The organism is Myroides sp. LoEW2-1 (assembly GCF_009767705.1).
GTDB lineage: Bacteria > Bacteroidota > Bacteroidia > Flavobacteriales > Flavobacteriaceae > Flavobacterium > Flavobacterium album_A.
Genome location: NZ_WSPP01000158.1, coordinates 1 through 25,412, shown reverse-complemented (window position 1 = coordinate 25,412; position 25,412 = coordinate 1). Strand labels below are relative to the sequence as shown.

General features: G+C 35.1%; 24 protein-coding genes and 2 tRNA genes. 15 read left to right on the top strand and 11 right to left on the bottom strand.

Going from position 1 to position 25,412, the window contains the following annotated elements:
• Window positions 1-58: 58 nt before the first annotated feature.
• Entirely contained in the window at window positions 59-1,213 is a 1,155-nt protein-coding gene (locus GOQ24_RS09655) for a TlpA disulfide reductase family protein (protein ID WP_155092344.1), read from the top strand.
• A gap of 133 nt (window positions 1,214-1,346) precedes the next feature.
• Here GOQ24_RS09655 and GOQ24_RS09650 read toward each other — a convergent pair whose 3' ends face one another.
• The 6 genes from GOQ24_RS09650 to GOQ24_RS09625 all read right to left on the bottom strand — a co-directional run bounded on the left by GOQ24_RS09650 (window position 1,347) and on the right by GOQ24_RS09625 (window position 8,500).
• Complete coding sequence (locus tag GOQ24_RS09650) at window positions 1,347-2,069, bottom strand: TIGR00730 family Rossman fold protein (RefSeq protein ID WP_155092345.1); 723 nt, start codon at window positions 2,067-2,069, stop codon at window positions 1,347-1,349.
• A 12-nt stretch (window positions 2,070-2,081) separates the two neighbouring features.
• Entirely contained in the window at window positions 2,082-4,910 is a 2,829-nt protein-coding gene (gene uvrA, locus GOQ24_RS09645; RefSeq protein WP_160339579.1) for an excinuclease ABC subunit UvrA, read from the bottom strand.
• Window positions 4,911-5,138: 228 nt separating this feature from the next.
• A complete protein-coding gene (locus GOQ24_RS09640; protein WP_243731266.1) occupies window positions 5,139-5,642 on the bottom strand; it encodes an META domain-containing protein in 504 nt (167 codons plus the stop codon).
• A 595-nt stretch (window positions 5,643-6,237) separates the two neighbouring features.
• Window positions 6,238-7,515 (bottom strand): cell envelope integrity protein CreD, encoded by a 1,278-nt coding sequence (creD, locus tag GOQ24_RS09635; RefSeq protein ID WP_155092347.1) that lies wholly within the window; start codon window positions 7,513-7,515, stop codon window positions 6,238-6,240.
• A 50-nt stretch (window positions 7,516-7,565) separates the two neighbouring features.
• Window positions 7,566-7,865, bottom strand: coding sequence for a winged helix-turn-helix domain-containing protein (locus GOQ24_RS09630; RefSeq protein WP_155092348.1), 300 nt, complete (start codon window positions 7,863-7,865; stop codon window positions 7,566-7,568).
• Between the two features lie 5 nt (window positions 7,866-7,870).
• Window positions 7,871-8,500: a hypothetical protein gene (locus GOQ24_RS09625; RefSeq protein ID WP_160339578.1), complete on the bottom strand. Its 630-nt coding sequence runs from the start codon at window positions 8,498-8,500 to the stop codon at window positions 7,871-7,873.
• Between the two features lie 332 nt (window positions 8,501-8,832).
• Between GOQ24_RS09625 and GOQ24_RS09620 the strand changes: the two genes are divergently transcribed.
• From GOQ24_RS09620 to GOQ24_RS09595, 6 genes are all read left to right on the top strand, one after another.
• The gene (locus tag GOQ24_RS09620) at window positions 8,833-9,801 is read left to right on the top strand and encodes a zinc-binding alcohol dehydrogenase family protein (protein WP_155092350.1); all 969 of its coding nucleotides are present in this window, start codon (window positions 8,833-8,835) and stop codon (window positions 9,799-9,801) included.
• Window positions 9,802-9,940: 139 nt separating this feature from the next.
• Entirely contained in the window at window positions 9,941-10,105 is a 165-nt protein-coding gene (locus tag GOQ24_RS09615; RefSeq protein WP_160339577.1) for a hypothetical protein, read from the top strand.
• A gap of 24 nt (window positions 10,106-10,129) precedes the next feature.
• On the top strand, window positions 10,130-10,309 hold the full coding sequence (locus GOQ24_RS09610) for a hypothetical protein (protein ID WP_160339576.1): 180 nt from the start codon (window positions 10,130-10,132) through the stop codon (window positions 10,307-10,309).
• A gap of 416 nt (window positions 10,310-10,725) precedes the next feature.
• The gene (locus GOQ24_RS09605; protein ID WP_160339575.1) at window positions 10,726-11,580 is read left to right on the top strand and encodes an energy transducer TonB; all 855 of its coding nucleotides are present in this window, start codon (window positions 10,726-10,728) and stop codon (window positions 11,578-11,580) included.
• Between the two features lie 644 nt (window positions 11,581-12,224).
• Window positions 12,225-13,565 (top strand): NCS2 family permease, encoded by a 1,341-nt coding sequence (locus GOQ24_RS09600; protein ID WP_155092354.1) that lies wholly within the window; start codon window positions 12,225-12,227, stop codon window positions 13,563-13,565.
• 75 nt (window positions 13,566-13,640) lie between these two features.
• On the top strand, window positions 13,641-14,582 hold the full coding sequence (locus tag GOQ24_RS09595) for a ketopantoate reductase family protein (RefSeq protein WP_155092355.1): 942 nt from the start codon (window positions 13,641-13,643) through the stop codon (window positions 14,580-14,582).
• 92 nt (window positions 14,583-14,674) lie between these two features.
• On the opposite strand, the gene GOQ24_RS09590 is transcribed toward GOQ24_RS09595, so the two are convergent.
• Window positions 14,675-15,292, bottom strand: a complete 618-nt coding sequence (locus GOQ24_RS09590; protein ID WP_160339574.1) for a hypothetical protein — start codon at window positions 15,290-15,292, stop codon at window positions 14,675-14,677.
• Between the two features lie 100 nt (window positions 15,293-15,392).
• On the opposite strand from GOQ24_RS09590, the gene GOQ24_RS09585 reads away from it, so the two are divergent.
• Window positions 15,393-16,244, top strand: a complete 852-nt coding sequence (locus tag GOQ24_RS09585; protein ID WP_160339573.1) for an alpha/beta hydrolase family protein — start codon at window positions 15,393-15,395, stop codon at window positions 16,242-16,244.
• 145 nt (window positions 16,245-16,389) lie between these two features.
• Here the strand turns inward: GOQ24_RS09585 and GOQ24_RS09580 are convergent, their stop codons facing one another.
• From GOQ24_RS09580 to GOQ24_RS09570, 3 genes are read right to left on the bottom strand one after another with little or no spacing between them, the layout of a single operon-like run.
• Window positions 16,390-17,430, bottom strand: a complete 1,041-nt coding sequence (locus GOQ24_RS09580) for a COX15/CtaA family protein (protein WP_155092358.1) — start codon at window positions 17,428-17,430, stop codon at window positions 16,390-16,392.
• A 12-nt stretch (window positions 17,431-17,442) separates the two neighbouring features.
• Window positions 17,443-18,879: a CCA tRNA nucleotidyltransferase gene (locus tag GOQ24_RS09575; RefSeq protein WP_155092359.1), complete on the bottom strand. Its 1,437-nt coding sequence runs from the start codon at window positions 18,877-18,879 to the stop codon at window positions 17,443-17,445.
• 21 nt (window positions 18,880-18,900) lie between these two features.
• Window positions 18,901-19,473, bottom strand: coding sequence for an L-threonylcarbamoyladenylate synthase (locus tag GOQ24_RS09570; protein ID WP_155092360.1), 573 nt, complete (start codon window positions 19,471-19,473; stop codon window positions 18,901-18,903).
• 203 nt (window positions 19,474-19,676) lie between these two features.
• Here GOQ24_RS09570 and GOQ24_RS09565 point away from each other — a divergent pair, with 203 nt between their 5' ends.
• The 5 genes from GOQ24_RS09565 to GOQ24_RS09545 all read left to right on the top strand — a co-directional run bounded on the left by GOQ24_RS09565 (window position 19,677) and on the right by GOQ24_RS09545 (window position 22,252).
• The gene (locus GOQ24_RS09565; RefSeq protein ID WP_155092361.1) at window positions 19,677-20,120 is read left to right on the top strand and encodes a PaaI family thioesterase; all 444 of its coding nucleotides are present in this window, start codon (window positions 19,677-19,679) and stop codon (window positions 20,118-20,120) included.
• A 2-nt stretch (window positions 20,121-20,122) separates the two neighbouring features.
• The gene (locus GOQ24_RS09560; protein ID WP_155092362.1) at window positions 20,123-21,184 is read left to right on the top strand and encodes a chorismate-binding protein; all 1,062 of its coding nucleotides are present in this window, start codon (window positions 20,123-20,125) and stop codon (window positions 21,182-21,184) included.
• Between the two features lie 93 nt (window positions 21,185-21,277).
• Complete coding sequence (gene bshB1 / locus GOQ24_RS09555; protein ID WP_155092368.1) at window positions 21,278-21,994, top strand: bacillithiol biosynthesis deacetylase BshB1; 717 nt, start codon at window positions 21,278-21,280, stop codon at window positions 21,992-21,994.
• Between the two features lie 67 nt (window positions 21,995-22,061).
• Window positions 22,062-22,135 (top strand) — tRNA-His (locus GOQ24_RS09550).
• A gap of 43 nt (window positions 22,136-22,178) precedes the next feature.
• Window positions 22,179-22,252, top strand: a tRNA-His gene (locus GOQ24_RS09545).
• A 338-nt stretch (window positions 22,253-22,590) separates the two neighbouring features.
• Here GOQ24_RS09545 and GOQ24_RS09540 read toward each other — a convergent pair.
• Window positions 22,591-23,634: a M28 family metallopeptidase gene (locus GOQ24_RS09540; protein ID WP_160339572.1), complete on the bottom strand. Its 1,044-nt coding sequence runs from the start codon at window positions 23,632-23,634 to the stop codon at window positions 22,591-22,593.
• Window positions 23,635-23,739: 105 nt separating this feature from the next.
• Between GOQ24_RS09540 and GOQ24_RS09535 the strand changes: the two genes are divergently transcribed.
• Window positions 23,740-24,549 carry an SDR family oxidoreductase gene (locus tag GOQ24_RS09535; protein ID WP_155092364.1) on the top strand — a complete coding sequence of 270 codons (810 nt, stop codon included), beginning with the start codon at window positions 23,740-23,742 and terminating at the stop codon, window positions 24,547-24,549.
• Window positions 24,550-24,633: 84 nt separating this feature from the next.
• Complete coding sequence (fsa, locus tag GOQ24_RS09530; protein ID WP_155092365.1) at window positions 24,634-25,290, top strand: fructose-6-phosphate aldolase; 657 nt, start codon at window positions 24,634-24,636, stop codon at window positions 25,288-25,290.
• The last annotated feature ends 122 nt before the right edge of the window (window positions 25,291-25,412 follow it).

The following is a 25,412-nucleotide window of genomic DNA, read 5'->3' as shown; positions in this document are numbered from 1 at the left end:
GTAGTATAATCTCTAAAAACTTCTTTAATTTAGGATTAAATTTTAAATAAGAAAAATAATGAAAAGAATTAGCGTATTGCTAGCATCTGCTTTAATATTCGTAGCTTGTAATAAAGCAGGTAATATTTCAGTAGAAGTTGCGAATATTCCTGACGGCTCAAATGTAGAGTTACAAACTATTGAAATAGGAGCAGTAGCGCCAACAACAATCTCTAAAGCTGAGGTAAAAGAAGGAAAAGTTGTATTTGAGAATACTTTTAATGACTTAGACGAAGCTTACATTGTATTTGGAAGTGAAGAAGAACCATTAGGAGCAGTTCCATTTGTTGGAGAAAAAGGGGATATTAAAATTTTCTATGACAAAGAGGAGTTAACGAAGATAAAAGTAGAAGGTACGGAAGCAAATAATAAGTTGCAAGAGTTACAATCTAATATGATTCCAAAGATAGATGAGCTTAAAGCTTTCTTGAATGACAACGGTCTTGCTTTGATGATGCCAGTTGATGAAAATGATCAAGAAGCTGTAAAAAATCGCGCAGCTGTTGAGCAAAAGTATGAAGCAATGGTTCAGGAGTTAGAAAACTATCCTGCTAACTTTAAAGAGAAAAATAAAAATACTGCCATTGCATTATTGATTTTATCTAAAGAAGTTCCTACTAAAGGAAAAACAGCTAAAGAATACCAAGAGGAGTTTGACGCTTTTTCTATTGACTTAAAAAGTACATTATTAGGAAAGAAAACACAAGCTGCTATTAAAACTTTGACTGAGAGCAAAACAGCTGTACCTGTAATAGGAGAGAAGATAGGTGATTTTAAAGGAACTACACCTGCAGGTGAAGAGTTGTCTTTATATGACTATATGCAAGGAAAGAAACTTATCTTGATTGATGTTTGGGCTGCTTGGTGTGGACCTTGCCGCAAAGAAAATCCTAATCTTGTAAAAGCTTATAAATTATATCACGATAAAGGATTTGATATTATCGGTTATTCATTAGATAGAACAAAAGAAGAGTGGGAAGAGGCAATTGCAAAAGATGGCCTAACTTGGACGCAAGTATCTAATATTGCTTATTGGAATGATCCAATCGTTTCTGCTTACGGGATTCAAGGTATTCCAGCAAGTTACTTAATCGACGGTAATGGTGTCGTGATTGCAACTAACTTGAGAGGTGCTGCTCTTGAGCAAAAAGTAAAAGAGGTATTAGGACTATAATATACCGCACGATAATAATAACAAAAAGGTTCCTGTAGTAATACTATGGGAACCTTTTTGTTTTACAAGTGATTATAGGACAAAAAGAAACTGCTTAGTATTTACTAAGCAGTTTCTTTTTTGTAATATGATATTAAAAGTTTGGTCTTAAATTATACTTTTTATAGAAGTTGTCAATTACTTCAATTACTTCATCCGCACTGTCAACTAATTGAATTAAGTCCATATCTTCCGCACAAATGTTATTGTGCTTAGTTAATAAGGTTTGTTTTATCCAATCAATCAATCCTCCCCAGAACTCAGTTCCAACAAGAACGATAGGGAATTTAGCAATCTTCTTCGTTTGAATTAACGTTACAGCTTCAAACAACTCATCAAGTGTACCAAAACCACCAGGCATTACTACAAAACCTTGAGAGTACTTAACAAACATTACTTTGCGTACAAAGAAATAGTCAAATTGTAAGTTTTTATCGTGGTCAATATATGGGTTGAAGTGTTGCTCAAATGGCAATTCGATGTTTAGTCCAACAGAAACACCTTGTCCTAAATGTGCTCCTTTGTTACCTGCTTCCATAATACCAGGACCACCTCCTGTGATTACGCCATAACCAGCTTTACTAATTTTGAATGCAATTTCCTCAGCTAATTTATAGTAAGGATCATCTTTCTTAGTACGCGCTGAACCAAAAATAGATACACTTGGACCGATACGTCCCATGTTCTCGTACCCATTTACAAATTCAGACATAATTTTAAAGATTCCCCAAGAATCATTTGTCTTTATTTCATTCCAAGATCTTTGTTTGAACTTGTCTTGAATTTTAGCCTCTTCACTTTCAAAAATTTCTTTCATATCATCTAATCTTTAAAGCTCATTCTTCAAAAAATGAGCGGTATAACTTTTTTTATTCTTTATAATTTCCTCTGGTGTTCCCGTTGCAACTATCTGACCTCCCTGACTACCTCCTTCATATCCTACATCAATGATATAGTCTGCAAGCTTGATTACATCCAAGTTGTGTTCAATAATTAATATCGTATTTCCTTTCTCTACTAATTTCGTAATAACTTCCATCAGTACGCGTATATCCTCGAAGTGAAGTCCAGTTGTTGGTTCATCAAGGATATAGAAGGTATTACCTGTATCTTTCTTAGAAAGTTCTGTGGCAAGCTTAATGCGCTGTGCTTCACCACCAGATAAAGTAGTACTTTGTTGTCCTAAAGTTAGGTATCCTAAGCCAACTTCATCAATTGTTTTCAATTTACGATATATTTTTGGAATATTCTCAAAAAACTCTACCGCTTCTTGAACAGTCATATTTAAAATATCCGAAATTGACCTTCCTTTGTATCTTATCTCAAGGGTTTCTCTATTAAAACGCTTGCCTTGACACGTCTCACATTCTACATATACATCCGGTAAAAAGCCCATCTCGATTGTGCGTACTCCTGATCCTTCACAAGTATCACAGCGACCACCTTTTACATTAAAACTAAACCTACCAGGCTTATATCCTCGTATTGCCGCTTCAGGGGTTTGAGCAAATAAGTTGCGTATATCAGAGAACACATCCGTATAAGTAGCAGGGTTTGAACGAGGAGTTCTTCCAATAGGACTCTGATCTATACAGATCACTTTGTCCAAGTGCTCAAGCCCCTTAATCTTTTTATAAGGTTGTGGTTTGGCAACTGCATTGTAAAAATGAGTATTCAAAATAGGATAAAGCGTACCATTGATTAATGTCGACTTTCCTGAACCAGAAACTCCAGTCACACAAGTAAGCGTTCCCAATGGAATATCTACTGTGACATTCTTCAAATTGTTACCCGTAGCTCCTTCTAATCTCAAGGTTTTTCCATTTCCTTTTCGCCTTTGTTTAGGAACCTCTATCTTCATTTGACCATTGAGATACTTAGCCGTTAGCGTTTGTTCTTGTAGCAATTCTTGTGGCGTTCCAGTACTGATTATCTTACCTCCATTCTTTCCGGCTCTCGGACCAATGTCGATAACGTAATCAGCTCGTTCGATCATATCTTTATCGTGCTCAACGACAAGTACAGAATTTCCAAGATCACGCAGTGATTCCAAAGACTTTATCAATCGCTCATTATCTCGTTGGTGCAGTCCTATACTCGGCTCGTCTAAGATATACAATACACCTACCAGTTGAGAGCCTATTTGTGTGGCTAATCGGATGCGCTGTGCTTCTCCACCTGATAGTGTACGCGAACTTCTGTTTAAAGATAAATAGGTTAATCCTACATCTTCTAAAAATGACAGACGAGTATTGATTTCCTTTAATATCTCAGTAGCAATACTTGCTTGCTTGTTTGTCAATTGTGGAGGAAGATTTTGAAACCATTTGATCAATGTTTCCACATCCATTTGGATTAACTCTCCAATGTTCTTTTCTCCGATTTTAAAGTACAATGCTTCTTTGCGCAGGCGACTACCACCACATTCTGGACAATCTATTTCGTCCATGAAGTCTTTTGCCCAACGTTTGATTGTCGAACTTTCGCTTTCTTCAAATTGATTTTTAATGAAATTGACAATTCCCTCAAAATCGATTTTGTAATTCTTAGTGATTCCTGCAACTTTTGATACTACCGAAAAGCTTTCATTGCCTCCATTGAGGATCACCTCCATGGCTTCATCAGGGATTTTTGAAATAGGATCGTTTAGCGAGAACTTGTATCGCTCAGCGATTGTTTCCAATTGTTTAAACATCCACGACTTTTTCTCCGTACCTAATGGTGCAATACCTCCAGCTTTAATAGATACTTTGTTGTCAGGTATTATCTTCTGTATATTCACTTGGTTAATAGTACCTAATCCATTACAACATTCACAAGCTCCTTTGGGAGAGTTGAAAGAGAAATTGTTCGGTTCAGGTTTCGGATAAGATATTCCCGTAGTTGGACACATCAGATGTCTACTGAAATACCTAAAATCACTTGAATCTTGTTCCAGTACCATGATGATATCATCTCCGTAATGCATGGCAACTTTGATGCTTTGGGCGATGCGTTGAAGGGTTAGTTCTTCTTGATCTACAGCTATTCGGTCAATGACAATCTCGATATCATGGGTTTTATAGCGATCAATGCGCATTCCAGATTCAATATCTCTAATTTCACCGTCTATGCGAACTTTAAGAAACCCCTGTTTTGCAATTTGCTCAAATAATTCTCTGTAGTGTCCTTTTCTTGCGCGAACAACAGGAGCTAAGATATTAATGCGTTTGCCGTCAAAGTCTTTTGCAATTAGTTCTTGGATTTGCTCATCGGAGTAGCTAACCATTTTCTCGCCCGTGTTATAACTATACGCTTCACCAGCGCGTGCATATAAAAGACGCAAGAAATCGTAAATTTCTGTAATGGTTCCTACTGTTGAACGTGGACTCTTGTTGGTAGTCTTTTGTTCAATAGCTATTACAGGAGATAAACCATCAATTTTATCGACATCTGGTCGCTCTAATCCACCCAAAAACTGTCTGGCATAGGAAGCAAATGTCTCTATATAGCGACGTTGTCCTTCGGCGTAGATCGTATCGAAAGCAAGTGAGGATTTTCCCGATCCAGATAATCCTGTTATTACAACAAGTTTTTCACGAGGTATTACGACATCTATATTCTTTAGATTGTGTACTCTCGCTCCTAAAACTTCAATATTATCGTCTGAATTAATCATAATTTTTTGCAAAGGAACAAAGATACATAATTATACAATTTTAAAGAAGTTTTATGACCTTTATGACCATGGGATTAATACACTTTTAACGCTGAAAAAGAGACAGCGTGATTCATGTGCCTTTATTTTAGTTTAGAAGTAGAAATATACCCTAACTAAAAAGAAAAAATCCTTCTAATTTTTAAATTAAAAGGATTTTATATTGAAATACAATATTTTAAATATAGCCTACTCTGTTACTTCGGCTTTCTTAAATTTCATTACTACGATATCTCCAGAGATGAATAAAAGTTCATCACCTACAATATCATATTTTGTTACTGAAGTTAAACCTTGCATAAATACAGTGTCAGCAACACCTTCACAGAACATTTTTGTAGCTGCTAATTTATCTCCGATAGCAATACCGTTGTTCTCTTTGCTTTCATATTCACCCATGATGTTATTACAACCGTCATTACCGTTCAATTGATTCTCTCCTGAGAAAGTTAAACTTGGTTTTTTGTTAGGGAATAATTGGTCAACAGTTTTACCTTCTGCTGCAGGTGTGGTAACAGCTAATAGTTCCCAACTTCCTGTCAATTTACTTTCTGTTTTCTCCACTTGAACTTCTGTTTGTGTCGTTTCTTGATTCGTTTCAGGTGTCTCTGTTGTAGCTTGTTTGTCTTTACAGCTTACTACTGCAAAACTTAAAATTGAAGCTAAGATAAATACGGTTTTTTTCATTTTCATCTTTTTAATTAGTGATATAGCAAAAATAAGAAAAAATGAATGGTATTACAGTATCAAATTCATACTATGTGAGTATTGCAATGAAAATTACAGGAAATAATGTGTTGTACTTCTTTGTTAATTACCCTTTTAACGACTAATGCAAAAATAGTACAAATAGACGTAAAGAAACATAAATGATCAGTCCACTTTTTGAGTGATATAGTCGTTAGGCCTTTTAAATATCAGCTTTATGGCTCAAGCCATTTAAAGCCGATGGGTACTTTGTTCGGATATTGGTGCGATAAAGTACGCTATTTACTGGGATTAAGGGCACTTTTGCGAATGAACCTCCCACCATCTCCGAACAAACCCCTAACCAAGTAGGATACGGCAAATACCTCTCTGTAATTTATTTGTGTTTGGAAGTAAATTAGAATTGGAAAACTTATGAAACGTATTGCGAATATTGTAAAAAATAACCTCCTTTTCATCAAAGGAGGTTATAGATAGTGATACTTGTGTGTTTTAGTTAAATGATTCTTGTTCAGTTTATTGCGTCTGTCGCTACTGTTTGTTTAAGAATAGGCTTACACATTTCTATAGATAGACCTGTTTATTTGCTGAATGTTATTCGCTTTGAAAAGTACATCAGTATTGCTAAAATTGCAAAAAGTCCAATACTTCCGACAATTAACGCTGCTTCTTTCAACTGAAGTAAGAAGAATAAGAAAGTGTATAATAGCGATAGCAGTCCCATGATAGTCAGTGCAATTCTCTTGTTCTTGCTCAAGCCATAGAGGAATGAGGTAATCAATGTAATTGTCGCAGTGGCTGAAATTAAGTAAGCATAACTGAAACCAACGTACTCAGCAAAAGACAATAATAGGACAAAGTTGATACACAAAGCCAACCCTACTAAAGCGTAGTGCAAAATATTTATTTGAAGATTCTTTAAGTTCTCCATAAAGAAAAATGTTGCAAAAGTTAACCCGATGAATAATAAGGCATATTTAGTTGCCCTGTTTACTTTGCTGTAAAAATCATTCATCTGTAAGAATTTTAATCCAAATTCAAAAGTTTCTAAACTTTCCAGGTTGTTGATGTTTGCCTCAAAGGGAAATGATTGAAAGATAGTCCACGTTGGATTGCTTAACGTCATTTTTTCTGATTCGCTATCAGGTAGGTAGCTTCCAATGTATTTGATATCCTGATAAGTCGTATTCAGTTTTACTTTGTTTTCTTTGGCAGTGGCAAGAAACTTTAATTCTGTTGACCCTTTTAGGTGTAGTGGAAAACTGATTTTGCTAAGATCAATAGTAGATTCCTTGATGTCAAAACTCAAGAGATTTAAGCTTGACTTAGTGCTAATTTCGTTGTCCTGTTCAAAAAAATTGGAAGGATTGCCGTTGATATTGATTTGTTCTGTAAATCCTCTGCTATCAGATATAGCAAAGACAATCTTTGCTGTAGTGAATTGATCTTTGCTGTCGAGTTTTAACTTTTCTGCGATTTTATCGAGAGAGATAAAAGAGGCATCAACATTCAAATTTGTGTTGTAAAGCGTGACTTCATATAGGCTTCGCTTTTTAATTTGAGTTTCTACTTTTCCCGTTATATTTTGAGATTGTGGAGAAGTTAGTGATGGCACTGTTCTTTCAACTATGGTATTGTCTTTTTGAACATAGGTTTTTTTGTATTCTACATAAATGAAAGGGCCGTAGATTGTTTGTTCGTTACCCCACTTGGAAGTTACTTCATTTTTAACTTCTCTTTGAAACGATTCTCTTTCTGATACTATACCTGTGATAAAAGGGATAGCGATAAGTAATAGTAGGGATAGTACAGTAATGATGATTCCCTTGATCATTGGTTTTTGATTTTCTTTTTCCATATTTTAAATATTAAAAGTACTTTGATTTTCAAAGTAAAAAATTAAAAAAATTATTTCAACTCTTTGATTAAATTTTCGAGATAGGTTAAGTGTTGTTTAAAGGCCATTTTTCCTTCTTCTGTAGCAGAATAGGTAGTGTTAGTTTTTCGTCCAATAAATCCCTTTGTTACAGTAATATACTGGCTTTCTTCTAAGTTTTTTAGATGAGAAGCCAGGTTGCCATCAGTCAGGCTTAAATATTCTTTTAGATCGTTAAACGAAAGTGATTCATTGACCATTAATCCGCTCATAATACCTACGCGGATTCTGTTGTCAAAGACTTTGTTCAATTTATCTAAATCAAATTTCATAACTGTTAGTTTTGTTTGTCGTATTTATTCCAAAGGATTATGCCATAAAGAAGGTGGATCAGCCCGAAACCAATAGCCCAACAAAGTAAGGTATAATCTATAAAATAGAAGGATACAAGTCCTAATAAAAGTTGCAATAGTGCTATTATTTTCACTTCTTTTACTGTGTCCTCCTGTACAGTATACAGAGCAAGTCCATAAAAAATTAGGGTAGTTGGTAAAGCAAAAGACAAAAGGTTGTACTTATACCACAATAGACAAAGAATACCACCAACAACAAGTGGTAGAGAAAAGCGAATTAGCAATCTCTTGGTTAAGCTATTGATAAATTGTTTTCCCTGTTTTCGCGTTTTCACAATGGTAAAATAGAAACCTCCAGTAACGGCTACTATAAAGGTGATCAATGCTAATGACAATAAGTTAAATGCATTGTACGTATTTTGATAAGGATCGTTAAGCGTGAGGTCCTGATAGCTGTACAGTGAATTTGTTTGCCAGATATACAAGATACCGCTGGCAATTAATCCACAGAGTCCTACCCAAATTCCACTCCATCCACTAAGACTTAAAAACTTAGTAGAACGCTCCATCATTGTCTTGATTTGCGCTAAATCTTCAATAGCTTTATTACTCATAATAAAAGTACTTTGAATTACAAAGTTAATTAAAAATTGATAAGTTGGTTGTTTTTTTTATTATTTTTTTCAAACGCCAAATTTTAGATAGACATCTGAGTGAATAGTAGCGATACAAAATCGATCTGAATTAGTAAGACATGCAAACATCTGGGTGGTTTAAGGGTGAATGAAGAAGATATTAAGTAGAGTTGCTTAGTTGTATTGGACTAAGAAAGATTTTGGATTGATAAAAAATGTGGGAGTCATATAAGTGAGCGGACTTGCTATCTTTTTTAGAAATGATACTTCTTATTGTTGTAATATTGTGCTTTATTTATTTTATTGAGAATATGAAGGCAGCAGTATTGTATAAGTCTGGTTCAGTACCTGTATATGGTGAAATAGAAGCTCCAGTTAGCAATGGTTTAAATCAACAATTGTTGCATGTTAAAGCAGCGGCAATTAAGAATTTGGACAAGGCGAGAGTGAGTGGAAAGCACTATGCGAGTTATAAGGATTTTCCTTGTGTTGTAGGGGTAGATGGCGTCGGGCTATTGGAAGATGGCAGACGTGTTTACGCACAAGGTATGACGGGGATGCTGGCTGAGTATGCATTGATTTCCCAACAGATTACACCTATCCCTCATAACTTAGATTATGTGACAGCCGCAGCCTTACCCAATGCTGTATTGGGTTCTGCCATGCCCTTATTGATAAGAGGGAAGCTGGAGAAAAGACAAAATATACTTTTTAATGGGGCTACGGGTGTTACAGGTCAGGTAGCCGTGCAAATTGCAAAATACTATGGAGCAAATGAGATTATCGTGACGGGGCGTAATGAGCGTATTCTTAATGAGTTAAGAACATTCGGCGCTACGCATACGATTAATCTAAAAGAAGGAGAAGAAGCGGTGAAAGGTAAATTAAAAGCGATTCACGATCAGTATCCTATCGATATCGTAATTGACTATCTGTGGGGACAGCCTATAACTTGGATTTTAGATACTTTAAAGGGCGGAAGTATACATCACCTATCGCATACTACAAAAATTGTAACAGCGGGTGATATGGCAGGTAAAGAGATTGCGTTAACTTCTGCTATCTTGCGTAGCTCTGCTATAGAAATACTGGGCTCTGGTTTTGGAAGTTTATCAGCCGAGGAATTAATTGTCTTTAACAAAGTAATCTTACCCGAAATGTTTTTATTAGCCTCTAATGACAAATTGAAGATTCAAACTGCAGCTTACCCTTTAGAGGAAATAGCAGAGGTGTGGAATAAGGATTTGCCTTCGGGTACTCGACTTGTTATTACGATTTAGTTATTTGCTGAGAATTACAAAAATATGAAATGAGGATTACTTTTAGTGTTTACTTGTTTGTTTTTTTGTTTAAGGATGTTCTAGTGATAATATAGAATGTGGTTACGATAATAGAGATGAATTAATTACCATTGATAAATTGATTGGTAAATGGGACTTAGTGGATGTCAAATGGGATAGTGGTGAAGCGTTTTTTGAAGATAGATGTAGAAAGGAACTTAATGCATTTAATTCTAATACAAAGGCTATTGCAGGTATTAAGTATGGACAAGATAATCAGTGTCATAATACAAGTATTGTTTAAGAAAGGTCTTTACACTGTGATAAAGTGAGCTACCATAACCCTAAAACTAAAAAGTATCGTGAAGATAAAATCTATAAACTAACAAATAAAGAGGGAATAGTATTCACTGATATAGAATCAGAGTTTATGTTGATATTAGATATATATGACCCTAATGGTCCTGTTTTTGTTAGTCAAGTTATTAAAACATATAGAAGAAAATAATATAGTTGAAGAACTGTCTTTTAAAGGCAGTTCTTTTTTTTTGAGGTTTTACCTTGGTCTTACTGATGTTTCCGATACATTTCAGAATAAGTACTGACGATCTATTCGCAGATGGTTTTGTAGTTTTTTTGATTAGCCAAAAAAAGCAGAATAAGACATATTAGTCAAATAAGCTCATGAGGAGAAAAAGTGTATATCATGAGCTTTCTTAATAGGTTTTGTTAGTGTTTATTTAATAAAAATAAATACTTTAATTTGTAAATGTGTAATGTTTTTGTTTATAATTTGTATATTAGTCATATAATTTAGTATAATATTAATTTTTTAATACACTATGAGAGTAGCTGTAGATTGATTTAGCTGTTGGTATTCGAATAATCCAACAGTCTGTTGTTTAACATTTAAAATAAATAATTATGGCAAAGAATGATTTGTTTAGAAAAGATTGGTTGGATATTGTCTTTGAACACCGCAATAAGGCGTATGGAGCGTATAATTTGCGCAAAAACAGTTCGCGTACCACCGTTTTGTCCTTGGTAGCAGGAATGTTCCTCTTTAGTGCCGTATTTATTGTACCTACAGTGATCTCTAACTTATTTGCGAGTAATGATGAAGGTTCGGTTGTAGTGGTTCCTGATGAGGTTATTAGGCCTAAAGCAGTAGAAGTGGAAACCTTTATACCTAAGGAGGAGCCAATCGTAGAACTCCCTGCCAAAAAGGTAGAAACAGTATTAAGCAAGATTAAAGAAGTAGAGTTTTGCGAGTTGGAGGCAGCAGATGCGAATGAGGTTACTAAAGTAGCCCCTAAAGTGGATGATTTTATTGATGCTAACCCAGGAGCACATAATTTAGATGCTAATCCAGATGGGGTAATTGCTATTGATGAAGCCAGAACAGATAATCCAGATGAAGTGGTGGATTCCAATGACGCTACAAAAGGAGTAGGGCTGGAAGATACGACAGTATATATAGGAGTATCTACTAAGGCAGAACCTTATGAGACATTGGCTAAATTTAACAGCCGATTTGTGGACTCATTTAGGACACCAGAAATAGATGCTGGTGTGAAGGAAGTAAAAGTTATCCTGTCTTTTATAGTAGAGAAAGACGGTAGTCTAACAGATATCAAAGTGATGAGAGATCCTGGATACGGAGTAGGACAAGAGGCTATCAGAGTCTTAAAGAGAATGCCAAAATGGAAACCTGCCATGAATAAAGGAAAGGCAGTTCGTTCTCAGTTCACACTACCTGTTACGATTAGAGTTCAGTAAATTGTTTAGACTTTTCTATATGAAGCAGTATTCAGAAATGATGCTGCTTTTTATGTTTAAGATGTTCATCTATCTTGTGATAAGACGTTTTTAAAAACCTAACCCAAGCTTTATTTTTGAACTTACACACTTTAAGAGACAGTGCCCAAAGCAATTCTACTTCATATCTCTTTCATTTCTTCTACAACTATACTACAGTATGCTTTTTTCTTAGATTCAGAGCTATTTTGTATAATTACTTTTCGTTTTTATGTCTATCGCTTAATCTGTGTTAAAGAGGGATATGGCAATCATATGTGTACACACAGCGTCTTTAGATTTAATGAAGCATTGCAGATAGTTTGGGTTTTAGTGCTTAGTTATAGTAAATATTGTTTTAGGGGTGAATTATATTGCATTAATCTTTGTGTGTTCGAGATTGAAAAAAGAAAAGTTGTAAATGGTAAAGAAGAAGAAAACCCTGCCCAAGGACTTTCAAGAATTAGTTGACACAACAGTACTTTGAAAGAGTATTAAGTCATTGTGTTTTCATAGCGATGTATTGATTCTGTTTCTAATTAATTAGTTTTAATGTGGAATCTTTGAATTTTAATAGAGTTGTATTTAAAAACTTTTTACTTTTGTTTGCTTAACGCAACAACACAATGAAAAACTTTTTGGAGAACTACTTTCAGTTAAGTAGTAACGGTACCACTATAAAACGTGAGTTTGTAGCTGGGATAATTACTTTTTTAACCATGTCTTATATCTTGGTTGTGAATCCGAATATTCTTGCGGATGCCGGGATGGATAAGAGTGCTTTGTTTACCACAACTGCTTTAGCTACTATTTTTGCAACACTGTTAATGGGCTTGTATGCCAAATTGCCTATTGCTCAAGCTCCAGGAATGGGATTGAATAGTTTCTTTACTTATTCTGTTGTTTTGACTTTAGGGTATTCATGGCAGTTTGCTTTGACAGCAGTATTTATTGAAGGGATCATTTTTCTACTTTTAACCTTCTTTAATGTTAGGGAATTAATCGTAAAGAGTATTCCAAAAGTACTCAAAGAAGCTATCCCTGCTGGAATAGGTTTGTTCATAACGCTTATAGGTCTAAAGAGTGCAGGTGTGGTAGTAGGAGATCCCAATACTTTGGTTCGCTTAGGTGATTTTAGTCAACATACCGTATGGATAACGCTTGTAGGGTTGGTCGTTACTGGTATTTTATTGATTAGAAATGTAAATGGAGCCATTCTCTTTGGTATCCTTGCGGCGACAGTCTTTGGAGTTATTTTAGGTGATGTATCTTTGCCGAGTAGAGTGGTAGATTTACCTCCTTCAATTGAGCCTATCTTTGGAGAAGCTATCAAACCTATGTTTACGGCAGAAGGTTGGAACCAGATCTTGTCTATAGATATGGTTGTAGTTGTTTTTACTTTCTTGTTTGTTAATTTGTTTGATACAGTAGGTACCTTAATTGGTGTGATTTCTAAAACGAATATAGCGGACAAGGATGGGAATTTTCCTCAAATGAAAAAGGCTTTATTTACGGATGCAATGGGGACTACTTTTGGAGCGATATTAGGGACAAGTTCTGTGACTTCGTATGTAGAGAGTGCCTCTGGTGTGGCATCGGGAGGTAGAACTGGACTAACTGCAGTAAGTGTAGCTGTTATGTTTGCCTTAGCTTTATTCTTGGGACCGATATTCTTGATGATTCCTGCAGCTGCTACAGCTCCAGCATTGATAATCGTAGGGCTATTTATGATTAGTTCTGTATCGAATATCAATTTTAATAATCTATCAGATGGCTTACCTGCATTTTTAACGATAGTTTTTATGCCATTCACTTATAGTATTGCAGAGGGAATTGTATTTGGTATTTTGAGTTTTACAGTTTTAAAATTAGGTGCTAATCAGCATAAGGATATTACCCCGACGGTATATGTACTTTCTATATTGTTCTTGATAAAGATTGTATTAGACGTGGTGTCTATCGGATAATACAATAAATTGAAAAAGGGAATTTGGTTTCGAGAAAACTTATTACCTTGTTTGAAATTATAAAACAAGTAGCATATGAAGACTCGAATTGCAATTTTAGGCATAGGAGGTGTTGGGGGTTTTTATGGTGGTCTATTAGCAAGTTATTATAAAAATGACCCCAGTATTGAAATAATTTTTGTTGCAAGAGGTGATAATTACCAAGTGATAAGTACCAGTGGGATTGAAGTTTATACTGATAAGGAGAAATGGGTAGGAAAACCTAATTTAGTTGTTGATCACATCAAGAAAGCTGGTAAGTTAGACTACATTATCTTAGCGACAAAAGGATATGATTTGGAACCAGTCATTAGCGATCTTAAAGAGGTCGTAGATGATAGTACCGTTATATTGCCCCTTTTAAATGGAGTAGAAGCTTTCGAATTGTTAGCCTCTGCATTCAAAGAAGGACAGGTCTGGAAGGGGTGCACTTATATTGTAACTCGATTGAAAGAACCAGGTGTAGTGGATAATCCCAGTGGAAGACAACGTATACTCTTTGGTTTAGACAAAGAGCTTACCCCGCAAATGAGCTTTTTTGAAAAGATATTGACTGACGCGGGAATTAATGCCTTAGCGACATGTGATATTAGTAGGGAAGTGTGGGAGAAGTATATTTTGGTTTCTTCTTCTGCGACTGCGACAACGTATTATAACTCTTGTTTTGGCGGCGTAATGGAGCATCACGCAGATGTTATGCACCAGCTCTTGATCGAGATATCGTCATTGGCGAGAGCTAAGGGAATTACTTTGTCAGCTGATATTGTAGATGTAGTGGAAGGTAGGTTAAAGGCTATACCTTATGAATCGACAACATCTATGCACAGTGATTTTCTTAGTGGTAAGCTTTCTAATGAATTGGGGATTATGACAGGTTATATTGTCAAAGAGGCAGTAAAATATGGTGTTGAGGTACCTAAGTACAAAGAGATGTTCGAAAACCTAAGTCAGAGAACAGGAGAGAAGTATTTAAAATAGATTTTATATCTAATAATATGAAATTAAAAAAGGAGTGTATTCTGTATGAATACACTCCTTTTTAGTTTGTTTGAAAAAAAACATCACTTTACTTATTTGGTTTTCTGTGGAGTTATTGCTTCTGTAGGTTCGCTATGTTGTTGCATCATTTTCATAAATTCTTCGCGTTGCCTTTGCATATCTTCTTGCATCGATTGCATCATCTCCATGATATCACTTGTAAAGAAACTGTCTTGTTCTCCTGCATGGCTATTGCCAAACATGGAACTTTGCATACCGAAATTACTTTGGTTGCTAAACATGGGGTTATTTGGAGTTGAAATTTCTAAGTATTTATCTCCTTTGTCGTTCTCGTGAATTGTTATTGAATAAGGACTTATTCCCATGGAGTTATACTCTGACTTTTGTTGAGAAGACCCTCTTTCGTCAATAAATTTTGTCGTAATAGCGATGATCTCACCTTTGTCATTTCTCTTGATGTTCGAAAAGTTTAAGGTAGCTACTTTTTCATCGTTGACTTCTTTTTTTATCAACTCTAAATCAGTATCTTTAGTTTCCTTAGTAATTTTGTACTCATAGGTAGTGCTTTTTACCTTGAAGTCATTCTTTTTCTCTTGTGCATGGCTAAAGTCAATTCCTGCAGAGATCAATAAAAACGTTAGCATTAGAATACTACTTGTGAATTTCATGCGTTTAGTTACTTTTTTCATTGTAAATATGTTTTTATTATAAGTTGATTGTTGCTAAGTTAGTTTTTATAGTTTTAAAATAGATATAAATTATTGCTATCAAATGTTAAAATGATGTGTTATGAAAGGTGAATTATTTAAAAAGACAGTTGTATTAAAGAGCTCAAATAATAGAGATATATTGTCGGATATTACCCGTCCAGCAAATGATAAAGTATTGCCTTTGGTGATATTCTGTCATGGATATAAAGGTTTTAAAGATTGGGGAGCTTGGGATTTAGCGATGGATTATATTGCAGAGAAGGGATGCTGTGTAGTCAAGTTTAATTTTTGTATGAATGGTACTACGGTTGACAAGCCTACGGAGTTTGAGGATTTAGAAGCTTTCGGACATAGCACTTATAGCCAAGAACAAAACGATTTGACTACTGTAATCGATTATTATAAAACACTTGACGGGATAGATGCGAGTAATATTTATTTGATTGGGCATAGCCGTGGAGGTGGCGCAGTCATTCTTCAAGGATATTTTAATTCTGATGTAAAGGGAGTTATTACTTGGGCAGGTGTTTCTGATTTTAGAAAGCGCTTTCCGCATCACGATCGCTTTGATCAATGGAAAGAACAAGGGGTATTCTATGTAATCAACGGAAGGACAAATCAGAAGATGCCACATTACTTTACTTTTTGGGAGGATTACGAGCAAAATGAAGAACGACTTAATGTACAAGTCGCAGCTCAACATTTGAATAAGCCAACGTTGATTGTACAGGGGACTGAGGATGAGGCTGTGCCGTTAAAAGAAGCTCAATTACTTCATCAGTGGATTTCGAACTCTCTACTCAATATTGTAGATGGTGCTAATCACGTCTTTGGGGCAAAACACCCTTATAAGGATAAAGAGTTGCCATTGCATCTCAAACAAGTAGCGGAGGCAACAGCCACGTTTATATTGGACAATGAAAAGCAATAAGTTTTTTAGGTCAGATATTTCTCTGAGGTTGAGGTAATATCCTGTGTTGAATACAAGACAATTTAATTGAGAAAATAGAATAAAAAAAGCGAAACAAGAATTTGACGTTTTCTTGTTTCGCTTTTTTATGTATTTAATTTATTTTTTAGTCTTCCGAACTTCTACCGCAGTAGTAACATTTTCTTGCTTCGAGAATTAATTTGAATTGTACTCCAAATAGTATAGAAGCCAGTACTAAGTGCGCTGTTTGTGATCCAAATGGGAAGTGAAGATAATTCATCAAAACCCCCGTAAATACTTCTAAGATTAGCAAAATCATAACCCATTTCATTTTGTCAAATCCAAGGTTGTATTTTCTATTGGTGTAGAACAAATAGATGTTTACAGCTAAAATTAAAAAGGAGAAACTACGGTGTATGTAGAACTCAATATTTGGCATATTTAACCATAAATGTTCATTGCCAATTCCCGCTTGTATCTTTTCATCTATAAACTCTCTTACTTGAGTACCTAATACAGTTTGTACTAATGTAAAGATTAAGGATACAATAAGTATGGTTTTGAAACTGCTGTGGTATTTTCTAATTTCTTCATTTCTACATCTACATGCGTGTATGATACTGATAATAATCGCTACGATAACTAACGCCATTACCATGTGAACTGTAATCTTAATTGGGTTTAGTACGGAATAAACAACAACTGCACCTAACCACGCTTGAAATACCATTAAAGCAACAACTAACCACGAGGCAAGTGTAATGGATTTTCGCTCTTTCCAATATGAAAACGAGGCAATAGCCATTGCCAAACAAGCTAATCCTGCCAAAGCACCACATAACCTATTGATGTATTCGGTCCAAGTGTGATTTGGATTAAACTCAGCATAATCGTGCTTAGTATATTTTTCCCAGTGAACCTCGTTATACTCAGATGTTGTTGTAAAATCCTCTTTTGCTTTCCATAAACTATCGTCATGAATAATCATTTGTCCTTTTTCATATTGACGATCTGGTTGCCATTGCAATACTTCAACATCAGTAGGAGGGATGTAGTATCCGAAACATTTAGGCCAGTCTGGACAACCCATTCCTGAACCTGTCATCCTTACCGCTGCACCAGCAAATATCACTAAATACACTAATATTAGTGAAGCTTTAGCAAAGGGTAAAAAATAATTTTTCATATATATTGTCTATTATTTATTGACTATTTCTAATCCCATTTTTTTAGCTTTTTCAAGCATAAAATGGTAAGCAGCTTCATATTCATTTGGTATAACACCTTCTAAAATAGCTTCTTTGATTGATTCTTTGATTGAACCAATTTCTCTGCAAGGTTTTAAACCAAATATATCCATAATTTCTTCACCTGTAATAGGAGGTTGGAAATTGCGAACATGATCTCTTTCTTCTACTTCAACAATTTTTTGTCTAACAACTTTGAAATTATTGTGGTATTTCTTGAATTTATTTGGATTCTTAGTGGTAATGTCTGCTTCACATAGCGTCATCAAATCTTCTACATTTTCCCCTGCATCAAAAACTAAACGTCGCACTGCAGAATCAGTAACTTCTTTCTGTGCTAAGACAATTGGCCTTGAGCTCATCATAACCATCTTTTGAACAAACTTCATTTTTTGATTCAATGGCATGTGTAAACGAGTGAAGATTTTCTTCACCATTTTGCCTCCTAAAAACTCGTGCCCATGAAAGGTCCAACCGTTTCTCTTTGTATATCTCTTAGTAGGAGCTTTGCCAATGTCGTGTAAAAGGGCTGCCCATCTAAGCCATAAGTCATCTGTGTTTTGACTAATGTTATCTACAACCTCTAAAGTGTGATAGAAGTTGTTTTTATGTGTGTGACCTTCAATTTCTTCTACTTGGTTTAGTGCAGTTAATTCAGGAAGAATCAAGTCTAATAACCCTGTTTTATACAATAAAAGAAATCCTTTAGAAGGAGTTGTTGTCAATAGTATTTTGTTCAACTCCTCGACGATTCTCTCTCCTGAAATAATATCTAAACGCTTGTGATTTCGAGTAATTGACTCAAAGGAATCTTCGTGAATAAAGAAATCTAACTGAGCAGCAAAACGCACTGCTCGCATCATGCGCAACGGATCGTCAGAATAGGTAATATCTGGATCTAAAGGAGTGCGTATAATTTTGTTATTCAAATCACTAACGCCGTTAAAGGGATCTAACAATTCGCCGTAGTTTGCTTTGTTTAAAGATAAAGCCAAGGCGTTAATTGTAAAATCACGTCTGTTCTGATCATCTTGTAGTGTGCCATCTTCTACTACAGGCTTTCTACTGTCAAAGTGATAAGATTCTTTTCGTGCACCAACAAATTCGATATCCATATCATCAAAGCGCAACATGGCTGTGCCATAGTTTTTAAACACTTGAACTTTGGGTTGATTAGGCAATAATTTAGAAACTTCCAAAGCAAGTTCAATACCACTGCCAACAGCAACAATATCAATGTCTTTCTTAGTGTTTCTTTGAAGTAAGAAGTCTCGAACGTAACCGCCAATCACATAACTGTCAACTTTTAGGTTTTCAGCTGCTTTTGATACGTAATCAAATATAGGATTTGTTAAGGCTTCTTTATATATTGGAGTTTTAGTATTCATAATGATAAAAGGACAATACCGTTATTTTCTAAGTATTGTCACTTGACTATTTGCTGTTAGTTTTATTACAGTTGATGGTTTAACAGGTTTGATTTCTGTTTGTCTTAGATTCACAACATAATCTACCCCGTCAATAATTTCCTTTGATATTTCCTTGAAATTTTGAGGAGAAGGCTGTCCGCTTATATTAGCAGAAGTTGAAACCAAAGGCGATTTCATTCGCTCAATTAATTTAAAACAAAAAGGCTCCGTAACAATTCGAACGCCTAAAGCGTTGTCAGAGGAAATAATCTCTTTAGCAACATATCTTGGATTGTCAAGAACAAGTGTTGTTGGCTTGTCGCTATAATCAAGGATATCCCAAGCAACTTCGGGAATTTCGTTAAAAACCCTATGTAGAAGTCTGTCTCCATTGACAAGAACAATCATGCTTTTGGATTCAGCTCTTTGTTTTAAACTGTAAATTTTCTTTACAGCTTCTGGATTATTTGCGTCACAACCTATTCCCCATACAGTATCTGTAGGGTATAAAATGATACCACCATTTTTGATTATTTCGTATGCTTTGTGCACTTCTGCCTGGATATCTTCCATTGTGTTTAAAAAAAGTTGTAGTTTGTGTGTATGTTTTTGTGGGGCAAAATTACTAAAAAATAAGAAATTGAACGTTGATTAAAGTCAGGAAACTTGGAGATATAGGAAAAAGAGTGATAATTATATTTTTTTTAAGAATTGAAGGGGAAATTTACTTTAATTTTAAGAGCACTAAGCCACATAGGTTTTAAATTTGTAAGATTATGAGCAATAATATAAGAAAGAACTTTGATAAGGAGGCTATTTTAGAAATGTATGCTAAAGTCTCTAAGAATACCCTGATGGAAACATTGGGAATAAAATACGTTGATGCAGGCCCAGAATACCTTGTAGCAACTATGCCAGTTAAACCTGAAGTGCATCAACCCATGGGATTGTTGCATGGTGGTGCCTCAGTGGCCTTGGCAGAAAGCTTAGGGAGTGGGGCTTCTCTTATGTTGATAGATCCAGAAACGCAGGAAATCAGAGGTATTGAAATCTCTGCTAATCACGTAAAAAGTAAGAGAGCTGGTTTAGTGACAGGAACAGCTAAGTTGATTCATAGAGGTCGTATGTTGCATTTATGGGAAATTCGCATAACAGATGAAAATGGGGAGTTAATTTCACTCTGTAAAATAACTAATATTGTAATAGATAGAAGAAAGTAAGTATGTATTTGTATAAATGTTTACTTAAGCAATTTGAAGAAAAAAGACCATTTGTAGTATATAGAAAGCCTAATGCAGATCAAATGGTGGGGCTTTTTCAAAAAACGCGAGAGCTACACCTTATTGAGAATTTTGATGAAGTGGGATTTGTTTTAGCTCCTTTTGCACAAGGAAAGCGATTTTATATTCCTTTATCTGAATCAGCTATTATTGTAGAGCAAGCGCCACAAGGGAAATTGGATTTAGAGGACGTTGAATTAAATTACAATGATGCGATTGCTAAAGAGAATTTTGAAGATTTGGTGAAGCGATGTGTGTCGGCAATTAAGCAGAATGTTTTTGGAAAAGTAGTGCCATCCAGAAAAGAGAGTATCCAAGTAGACGTTCAAGGTGATTTGGAAGGGCTGTTTAATAGATTGTGCTTATCATATCCTACGGCTTTTTGTTATGTGATTTATCATCCAGAAATAGGGATGTGGGCAGGTGCAACACCCGAATCACTATTAAAAGTAAAGGATGGAGTATTAGAGACCATGGCATTAGCAGGAACCCAAGTAAATAATGGGCAACAAGATGTGGTATGGGAGCAAAAAGAGAAGGAAGAACAGCAGTTTGTGACTGATTTTATAGTGGAAAGTTTAAATCCATTAGCTAACAAGATAACAGTTTCTGAACCATTTACTAAAAGAGCTGCACGCGTTATGCATATATGCACAAGTGTGGTAGCAGAACTTAAAGAAAATAACGTTAAAGTTATTGTAGATGCATTGCATCCCACGCCAGCGGTATGTGGTATGCCAAAAGCGAAGGCCAGAGAGTTTTTGATTAATGAAGAAGGCTATGAGCGTAAATACTATGCAGGATATATAGGTGAACTAAACTGTAATGTGATTGAACAAACGGTAGAAGAGACTGATTTATACGTTAATCTACGCTGCATGGAAGTGGAATGTGACAAAGTGAGCTTATACATTGGGTGTGGGGTGACTAAAGATAGTGATCCTACGTCGGAGTTTATCGAAACTGTGAATAAGTCTTCGACGATGAAAAAGGTTTTAAAATAATTAGTATTAATATTAAAAGGAATTTGTATCTGAATTACTCTTGTTTTTTTTAACAGTTAGTAAGAATGATTAAGAGTTCACAACAAAGGAATGATGAAATTAGATATCTTAGCTTTTGGAGCACATCCAGATGATGTGGAACTTGGATGTGGAGCAACAATTGCCAAAGAAGTGTCATTGGGGAAAACTGTGGGAATAGTTGATTTAACCAGAGGAGAGCTTGGAACTCGTGGCACAGCTGAAACACGTAAAGCAGAAGCAGAAGAAGCAGCAAGAATACTTGGTGTGTCTGCACGTGAGAATTTGGGTTTTAGAGATGGCTTTTTTGTCAATGATGAAAAACACCAACTGGAAATAATAAGAATGATACGCAAGTATAAGCCAGAGATTGTCTTGTGTAATGCTATAGACGATAGGCATATTGACCACGGAAAAGGAAGTAAGCTTGTTTCTGATGCTTGTTTTTTATCTGGATTGATGAAGATTCAGACAGAGTTAGACGGAGTTAGTCAAGAAGCATGGAGGCCAAAACTGGTTTATCACTATATTCAATGGAAGAATATTGAGCCAGATTTTGTTGTAGATGTAGAAGGTTTTATGGAGCAAAAATTAGCTTCAGTTTTGGCTTATGGGACGCAATTTTACGATCCAAAATCGAGTGAACCGAAAACGCCAATAACATCAAAAAACTTTTTGGATAGCATAACGTATCGCGCGCAGGATCTAGGAAGGTTGGTTAATAAAGAATTCGCAGAAGGATTTACTGTTGAAAGGTATTTAGCAGTCAGCAGTTTAGATAAATTGATGTAATTTTTTTCTAAAAAAGCTTGCGAGGTATAGAAAAATAGGTACCTTTGCAACCGTTAAACAAAACACGGTGGTTGTAGCTCAGTTGGTTAGAGCGTCGGATTGTGGTTCCGAAGGTCGTGGGTTCGAGACCCATCATCCACCCAAAAACTTTGGGATTTAGTTTTAAAATAAAATTCATGACACGGTGGTTGTAGCTCAGTTGGTTAGAGCGTCGGATTGTGGTTCCGAAGGTCGTGGGTTCGAAACCCATCATCCACCCAAAAGGAAAAGGCTATTCTATTTAGAATGGCCTTTTTTTGTCAGTATATGTTAGAATGTTTTATCTAATTATAAATATTAGTATATAGGTAATTGCTAAGCATTTGATAGATAGGAATGAAAAAGAATCTAAAGTAATCCTTCGATTGATAAAACTTAGCACAAGAGCAATGGGAAGTACATATAAGGCATAGTACATTGGAGTAAATAAATTATTATAAATCCAAGCAAAGGCAGTATAGCTTTCTATATTATAGGCATACCCAGCTCTTATAAGCCATAATATAAGATTTGTCATGCACAAGATAAATAATGAGATATCAATTATTTTGGCTCTTTTAGTTCTTTTTTTCTGTAAGTTGGGGTCTGTGTTCTCCATTTGCTAATTTCCAAGCTGTTGTAAAGATTAATTGAGTTCTCTTTGTAAGTAAAGGTAGATCTATTTTATCAAAAGTATCTGAAGGTAAATGGTAGTCATCATGAGTGCCATTGTAATAAAATACTGCCGGAATACCTTTTTGGGCAAAACTATAATGATCAGATCGATAATAAATTTGTTGTGGATCATTTTCATCGTCAAATTTATAATCAATTGTAAGGTTGATTGATTCTTTATTTGCTGAACTTACAACATCATAAAGATCTTTGCTCAATTTTCCTGAACCAACTGCAAAAATATAATCACCTTTGCCAGAGTGCTCTTTACTTCGGCGTCCTATCATATCAATATTAAGGTTAGCAATGGTGTTTTCAATTGGAAATATAGGATTCTGAACATAGTACTTTGAACCAAAAAGTCCAAATTCTTCCCCTGTAAGGTGGATAAACAATACAGATCGCTTGGGTTGAATCCCTTGTTCTTTTAATTGTTGAAATACTCTTGCTATCTCCATAATAGATGCAGTTCCAGAACCATTGTCATCAGCTCCGTAATATATTTGATCTAATAGTATTCCCATATGGTCATAATGAGCAGAAATAATCAAAACTTCCTCTGGTTTTTCTGTTCCTTCAAAATAGGCTAGTATATTCTCACTGTCTTGTAGTTTCATCATTGAAGGTTTCATAAATGAAGAGGGAATACTCTGTAGATAGCCATCCATTTCTTTTGGTGGTGCAATTCCCCTTTTCTTGTAGAAGTTGACAATAAATTCAGTTGCTTTTTTCTGACCAGGCTCGCCAGTACGTCTACCTTGAAATTCATCAGAAGCAAGCTTTTTTAAGTTTGTTGCAATCGAATCTTGGTTAATTAGCGCGTAATATTGATATGGTACTACAGTAGTGTTGTTTAAAAGACTATTATCTAAATTTTGCTGTACGCCTTTACAAGAATTTAGCAAGAGTACAGCAAACAAACCAAGTAATAATGTGTTTTTAATCATGTGGAACTAATTAGTTTTGTGTAAATATAGCAACTTATCAAATTATAGTGTATTCTTTATTATTGTTATCGATAGTATTATATTTGTTTAAATAAGAAAAGCAAAATGAGTAAAGTAGTTTTTATCACTGGAGGATCTTCTGGTATAGGCAAATGTGTAGGAGAGTATTTAACTCTAAAGGGATTTAAAGTTTATGGAACAAGTCGCAATCCGGAGAGGGTCGTAGGATCTAAATTTCCATTAGTTCAGCTCGATGTAAGAGATAAAGTAACTATTGTAAGTGCTATAGCTGAAGTAGTAGCAAAAGAAGGGAGAATCGACATCTTAATCAACAATGCAGGTGTAGGAATTACTGGTCCTATTGAAGAAATTCCTACAGATGAGATAATTAATAATTTTCAAACTAACGTTTTTGGTCCAATTGAAGTTATCAAAGCAGCATTACCTACGATGCGAAATCAGAAAGGTGGTTTAATTATTAATGTTACTTCTATTGCAGGATATATGGGATTGCCTTTTAGAGGTATTTATTCATCTTCAAAAAGCGCTTTAGAGATGATAACAGAGGCTTTGCGCATGGAACTGAAACCTTTCAAAATAGAAGTTACAAATGTAGCTCCTGGAGATTTTGCCACTAATATTGCTGCAGGAAGATATCATGCTCCAGTGTTACAAGACTCTCCGTATAAAGATGTTTATCAAATGTCTTTAGACATGGCAAATACACATGTGGATAGTGGTAATAATCCAATGGAAATGGCTGAAGCTATTTTTAAAATAATCAATACTAAAAAACCTAAAGTTAGGTATAAAGTTGGGGAGAAGTTGCAAAAGTTTTCTTTATTCTTAAAGAAGGTTCTACCGAGTAAAACTTATGAGAAATTGCTAATGAATCATTATAAGATAAAGGAATAAATTATGATTCAAAAATTGTGATTAACCCAGATATAAGTTGTAATTTTGGACTACAGCATAACATAATATAAGAAATATATTACTATGAAATTTTTTATTGACACAGCTAATTTAGATCAGATTAGAGAAGCTCAAGCACTTGGTGTTTTAGATGGTGTAACTACCAACCCTTCTTTAATGGCTAAAGAAGGCATTACAGGGGCTGCGAACATTATTAACCACTACAAAACAATTTGTGAAATTGTAGATGGTGATGTTAGTGCAGAAGTTATCTCGATCGATTATGATGGGATGATAAAAGAAGGTGAAGAGTTAGCAGCTTTAAATCCTCAGATTGTTGTTAAATTACCAATGACAAAAGAAGGTATAAAAGCATGTAAGTATTTTTCTTCTAAAGGTATTAAAACAAATGTAACATTAGTGTTCTCAGCAGGGCAAGCTTTATTAGCTGCTAAGGCGGGAGCTACTTATGTATCTCCATTTGTTGGACGTTTAGACGATATTTCAACTGATGGATTAATGTTAATCCAAGAAATTCGTCAAATCTATGATAACTATGGTTTTCATACTGAAATCTTAGCTGCATCAGTGCGTCACACAATGCATATTGTGAACTGTGCTAAGATTGGAGCAGACGTAATGACTGGGCCATTAAGTGCTATCGAAGGATTGTTAAAACATCCTTTGACAGATAATGGATTAGCTCAGTTCTTAGCCGATTACGCAAAAGGAAATAAATAAGATATAATAAAAATCTTATACATACATTTACAAACTACAAACGAAAGAAAAGGCAACCGTATGGTTGCCTTTTTTTGTATGGATTCAAGTTAATGACTGGCAGTAATCTTTATATTCTATGA

What these genes read in the sequence shown, in the direction of transcription:
- GOQ24_RS09540 (WP_160339572.1), bottom strand. Translation starts at nt 23,634, where the DNA reads ATGATTAAAAACACATTATTACTTGGTTTGTTTGCTGTACTCTTGCTA.
- GOQ24_RS09570 (WP_155092360.1), bottom strand. Translation starts at nt 19,473, where the DNA reads ATGGAAGATATCCAGGCAGAAGTGCACAAAGCATACGAAATAATCAAA.
- GOQ24_RS09560 (WP_155092362.1), top strand. Translation starts at nt 20,123, where the DNA reads ATGTATTTGTATAAATGTTTACTTAAGCAATTTGAAGAAAAAAGACCA.
- GOQ24_RS09535 (WP_155092364.1), top strand. Translation starts at nt 23,740, where the DNA reads ATGAGTAAAGTAGTTTTTATCACTGGAGGATCTTCTGGTATAGGCAAA.
- GOQ24_RS09655 (WP_155092344.1), top strand. Translation starts at nt 59, where the DNA reads ATGAAAAGAATTAGCGTATTGCTAGCATCTGCTTTAATATTCGTAGCT.
- GOQ24_RS09580 (WP_155092358.1), bottom strand. Translation starts at nt 17,430, where the DNA reads ATGAAAAATTATTTTTTACCCTTTGCTAAAGCTTCACTAATATTAGTG.
- GOQ24_RS09600 (WP_155092354.1), top strand. Translation starts at nt 12,225, where the DNA reads ATGAAAAACTTTTTGGAGAACTACTTTCAGTTAAGTAGTAACGGTACC.
- GOQ24_RS09630 (WP_155092348.1), bottom strand. Translation starts at nt 7,865, where the DNA reads ATGAAATTTGATTTAGATAAATTGAACAAAGTCTTTGACAACAGAATC.
- GOQ24_RS09625 (WP_160339578.1), bottom strand. Translation starts at nt 8,500, where the DNA reads ATGAGTAATAAAGCTATTGAAGATTTAGCGCAAATCAAGACAATGATG.
- uvrA (WP_160339579.1), bottom strand. Translation starts at nt 4,910, where the DNA reads ATGATTAATTCAGACGATAATATTGAAGTTTTAGGAGCGAGAGTACAC.
- GOQ24_RS09650 (WP_155092345.1), bottom strand. Translation starts at nt 2,069, where the DNA reads ATGAAAGAAATTTTTGAAAGTGAAGAGGCTAAAATTCAAGACAAGTTC.
- GOQ24_RS09605 (WP_160339575.1), top strand. Translation starts at nt 10,726, where the DNA reads ATGGCAAAGAATGATTTGTTTAGAAAAGATTGGTTGGATATTGTCTTT.
- fsa (WP_155092365.1), top strand. Translation starts at nt 24,634, where the DNA reads ATGAAATTTTTTATTGACACAGCTAATTTAGATCAGATTAGAGAAGCT.
- GOQ24_RS09590 (WP_160339574.1), bottom strand. Translation starts at nt 15,292, where the DNA reads ATGAAAAAAGTAACTAAACGCATGAAATTCACAAGTAGTATTCTAATG.
- bshB1 (WP_155092368.1), top strand. Translation starts at nt 21,278, where the DNA reads ATGAAATTAGATATCTTAGCTTTTGGAGCACATCCAGATGATGTGGAA.
- GOQ24_RS09620 (WP_155092350.1), top strand. Translation starts at nt 8,833, where the DNA reads ATGAAGGCAGCAGTATTGTATAAGTCTGGTTCAGTACCTGTATATGGT.
- GOQ24_RS09640 (WP_243731266.1), bottom strand. Translation starts at nt 5,642, where the DNA reads ATGAAAATGAAAAAAACCGTATTTATCTTAGCTTCAATTTTAAGTTTT.
- GOQ24_RS09575 (WP_155092359.1), bottom strand. Translation starts at nt 18,879, where the DNA reads ATGAATACTAAAACTCCAATATATAAAGAAGCCTTAACAAATCCTATA.
- creD (WP_155092347.1), bottom strand. Translation starts at nt 7,515, where the DNA reads ATGGAAAAAGAAAATCAAAAACCAATGATCAAGGGAATCATCATTACT.
- GOQ24_RS09595 (WP_155092355.1), top strand. Translation starts at nt 13,641, where the DNA reads ATGAAGACTCGAATTGCAATTTTAGGCATAGGAGGTGTTGGGGGTTTT.
- GOQ24_RS09585 (WP_160339573.1), top strand. Translation starts at nt 15,393, where the DNA reads ATGAAAGGTGAATTATTTAAAAAGACAGTTGTATTAAAGAGCTCAAAT.
- GOQ24_RS09565 (WP_155092361.1), top strand. Translation starts at nt 19,677, where the DNA reads ATGAGCAATAATATAAGAAAGAACTTTGATAAGGAGGCTATTTTAGAA.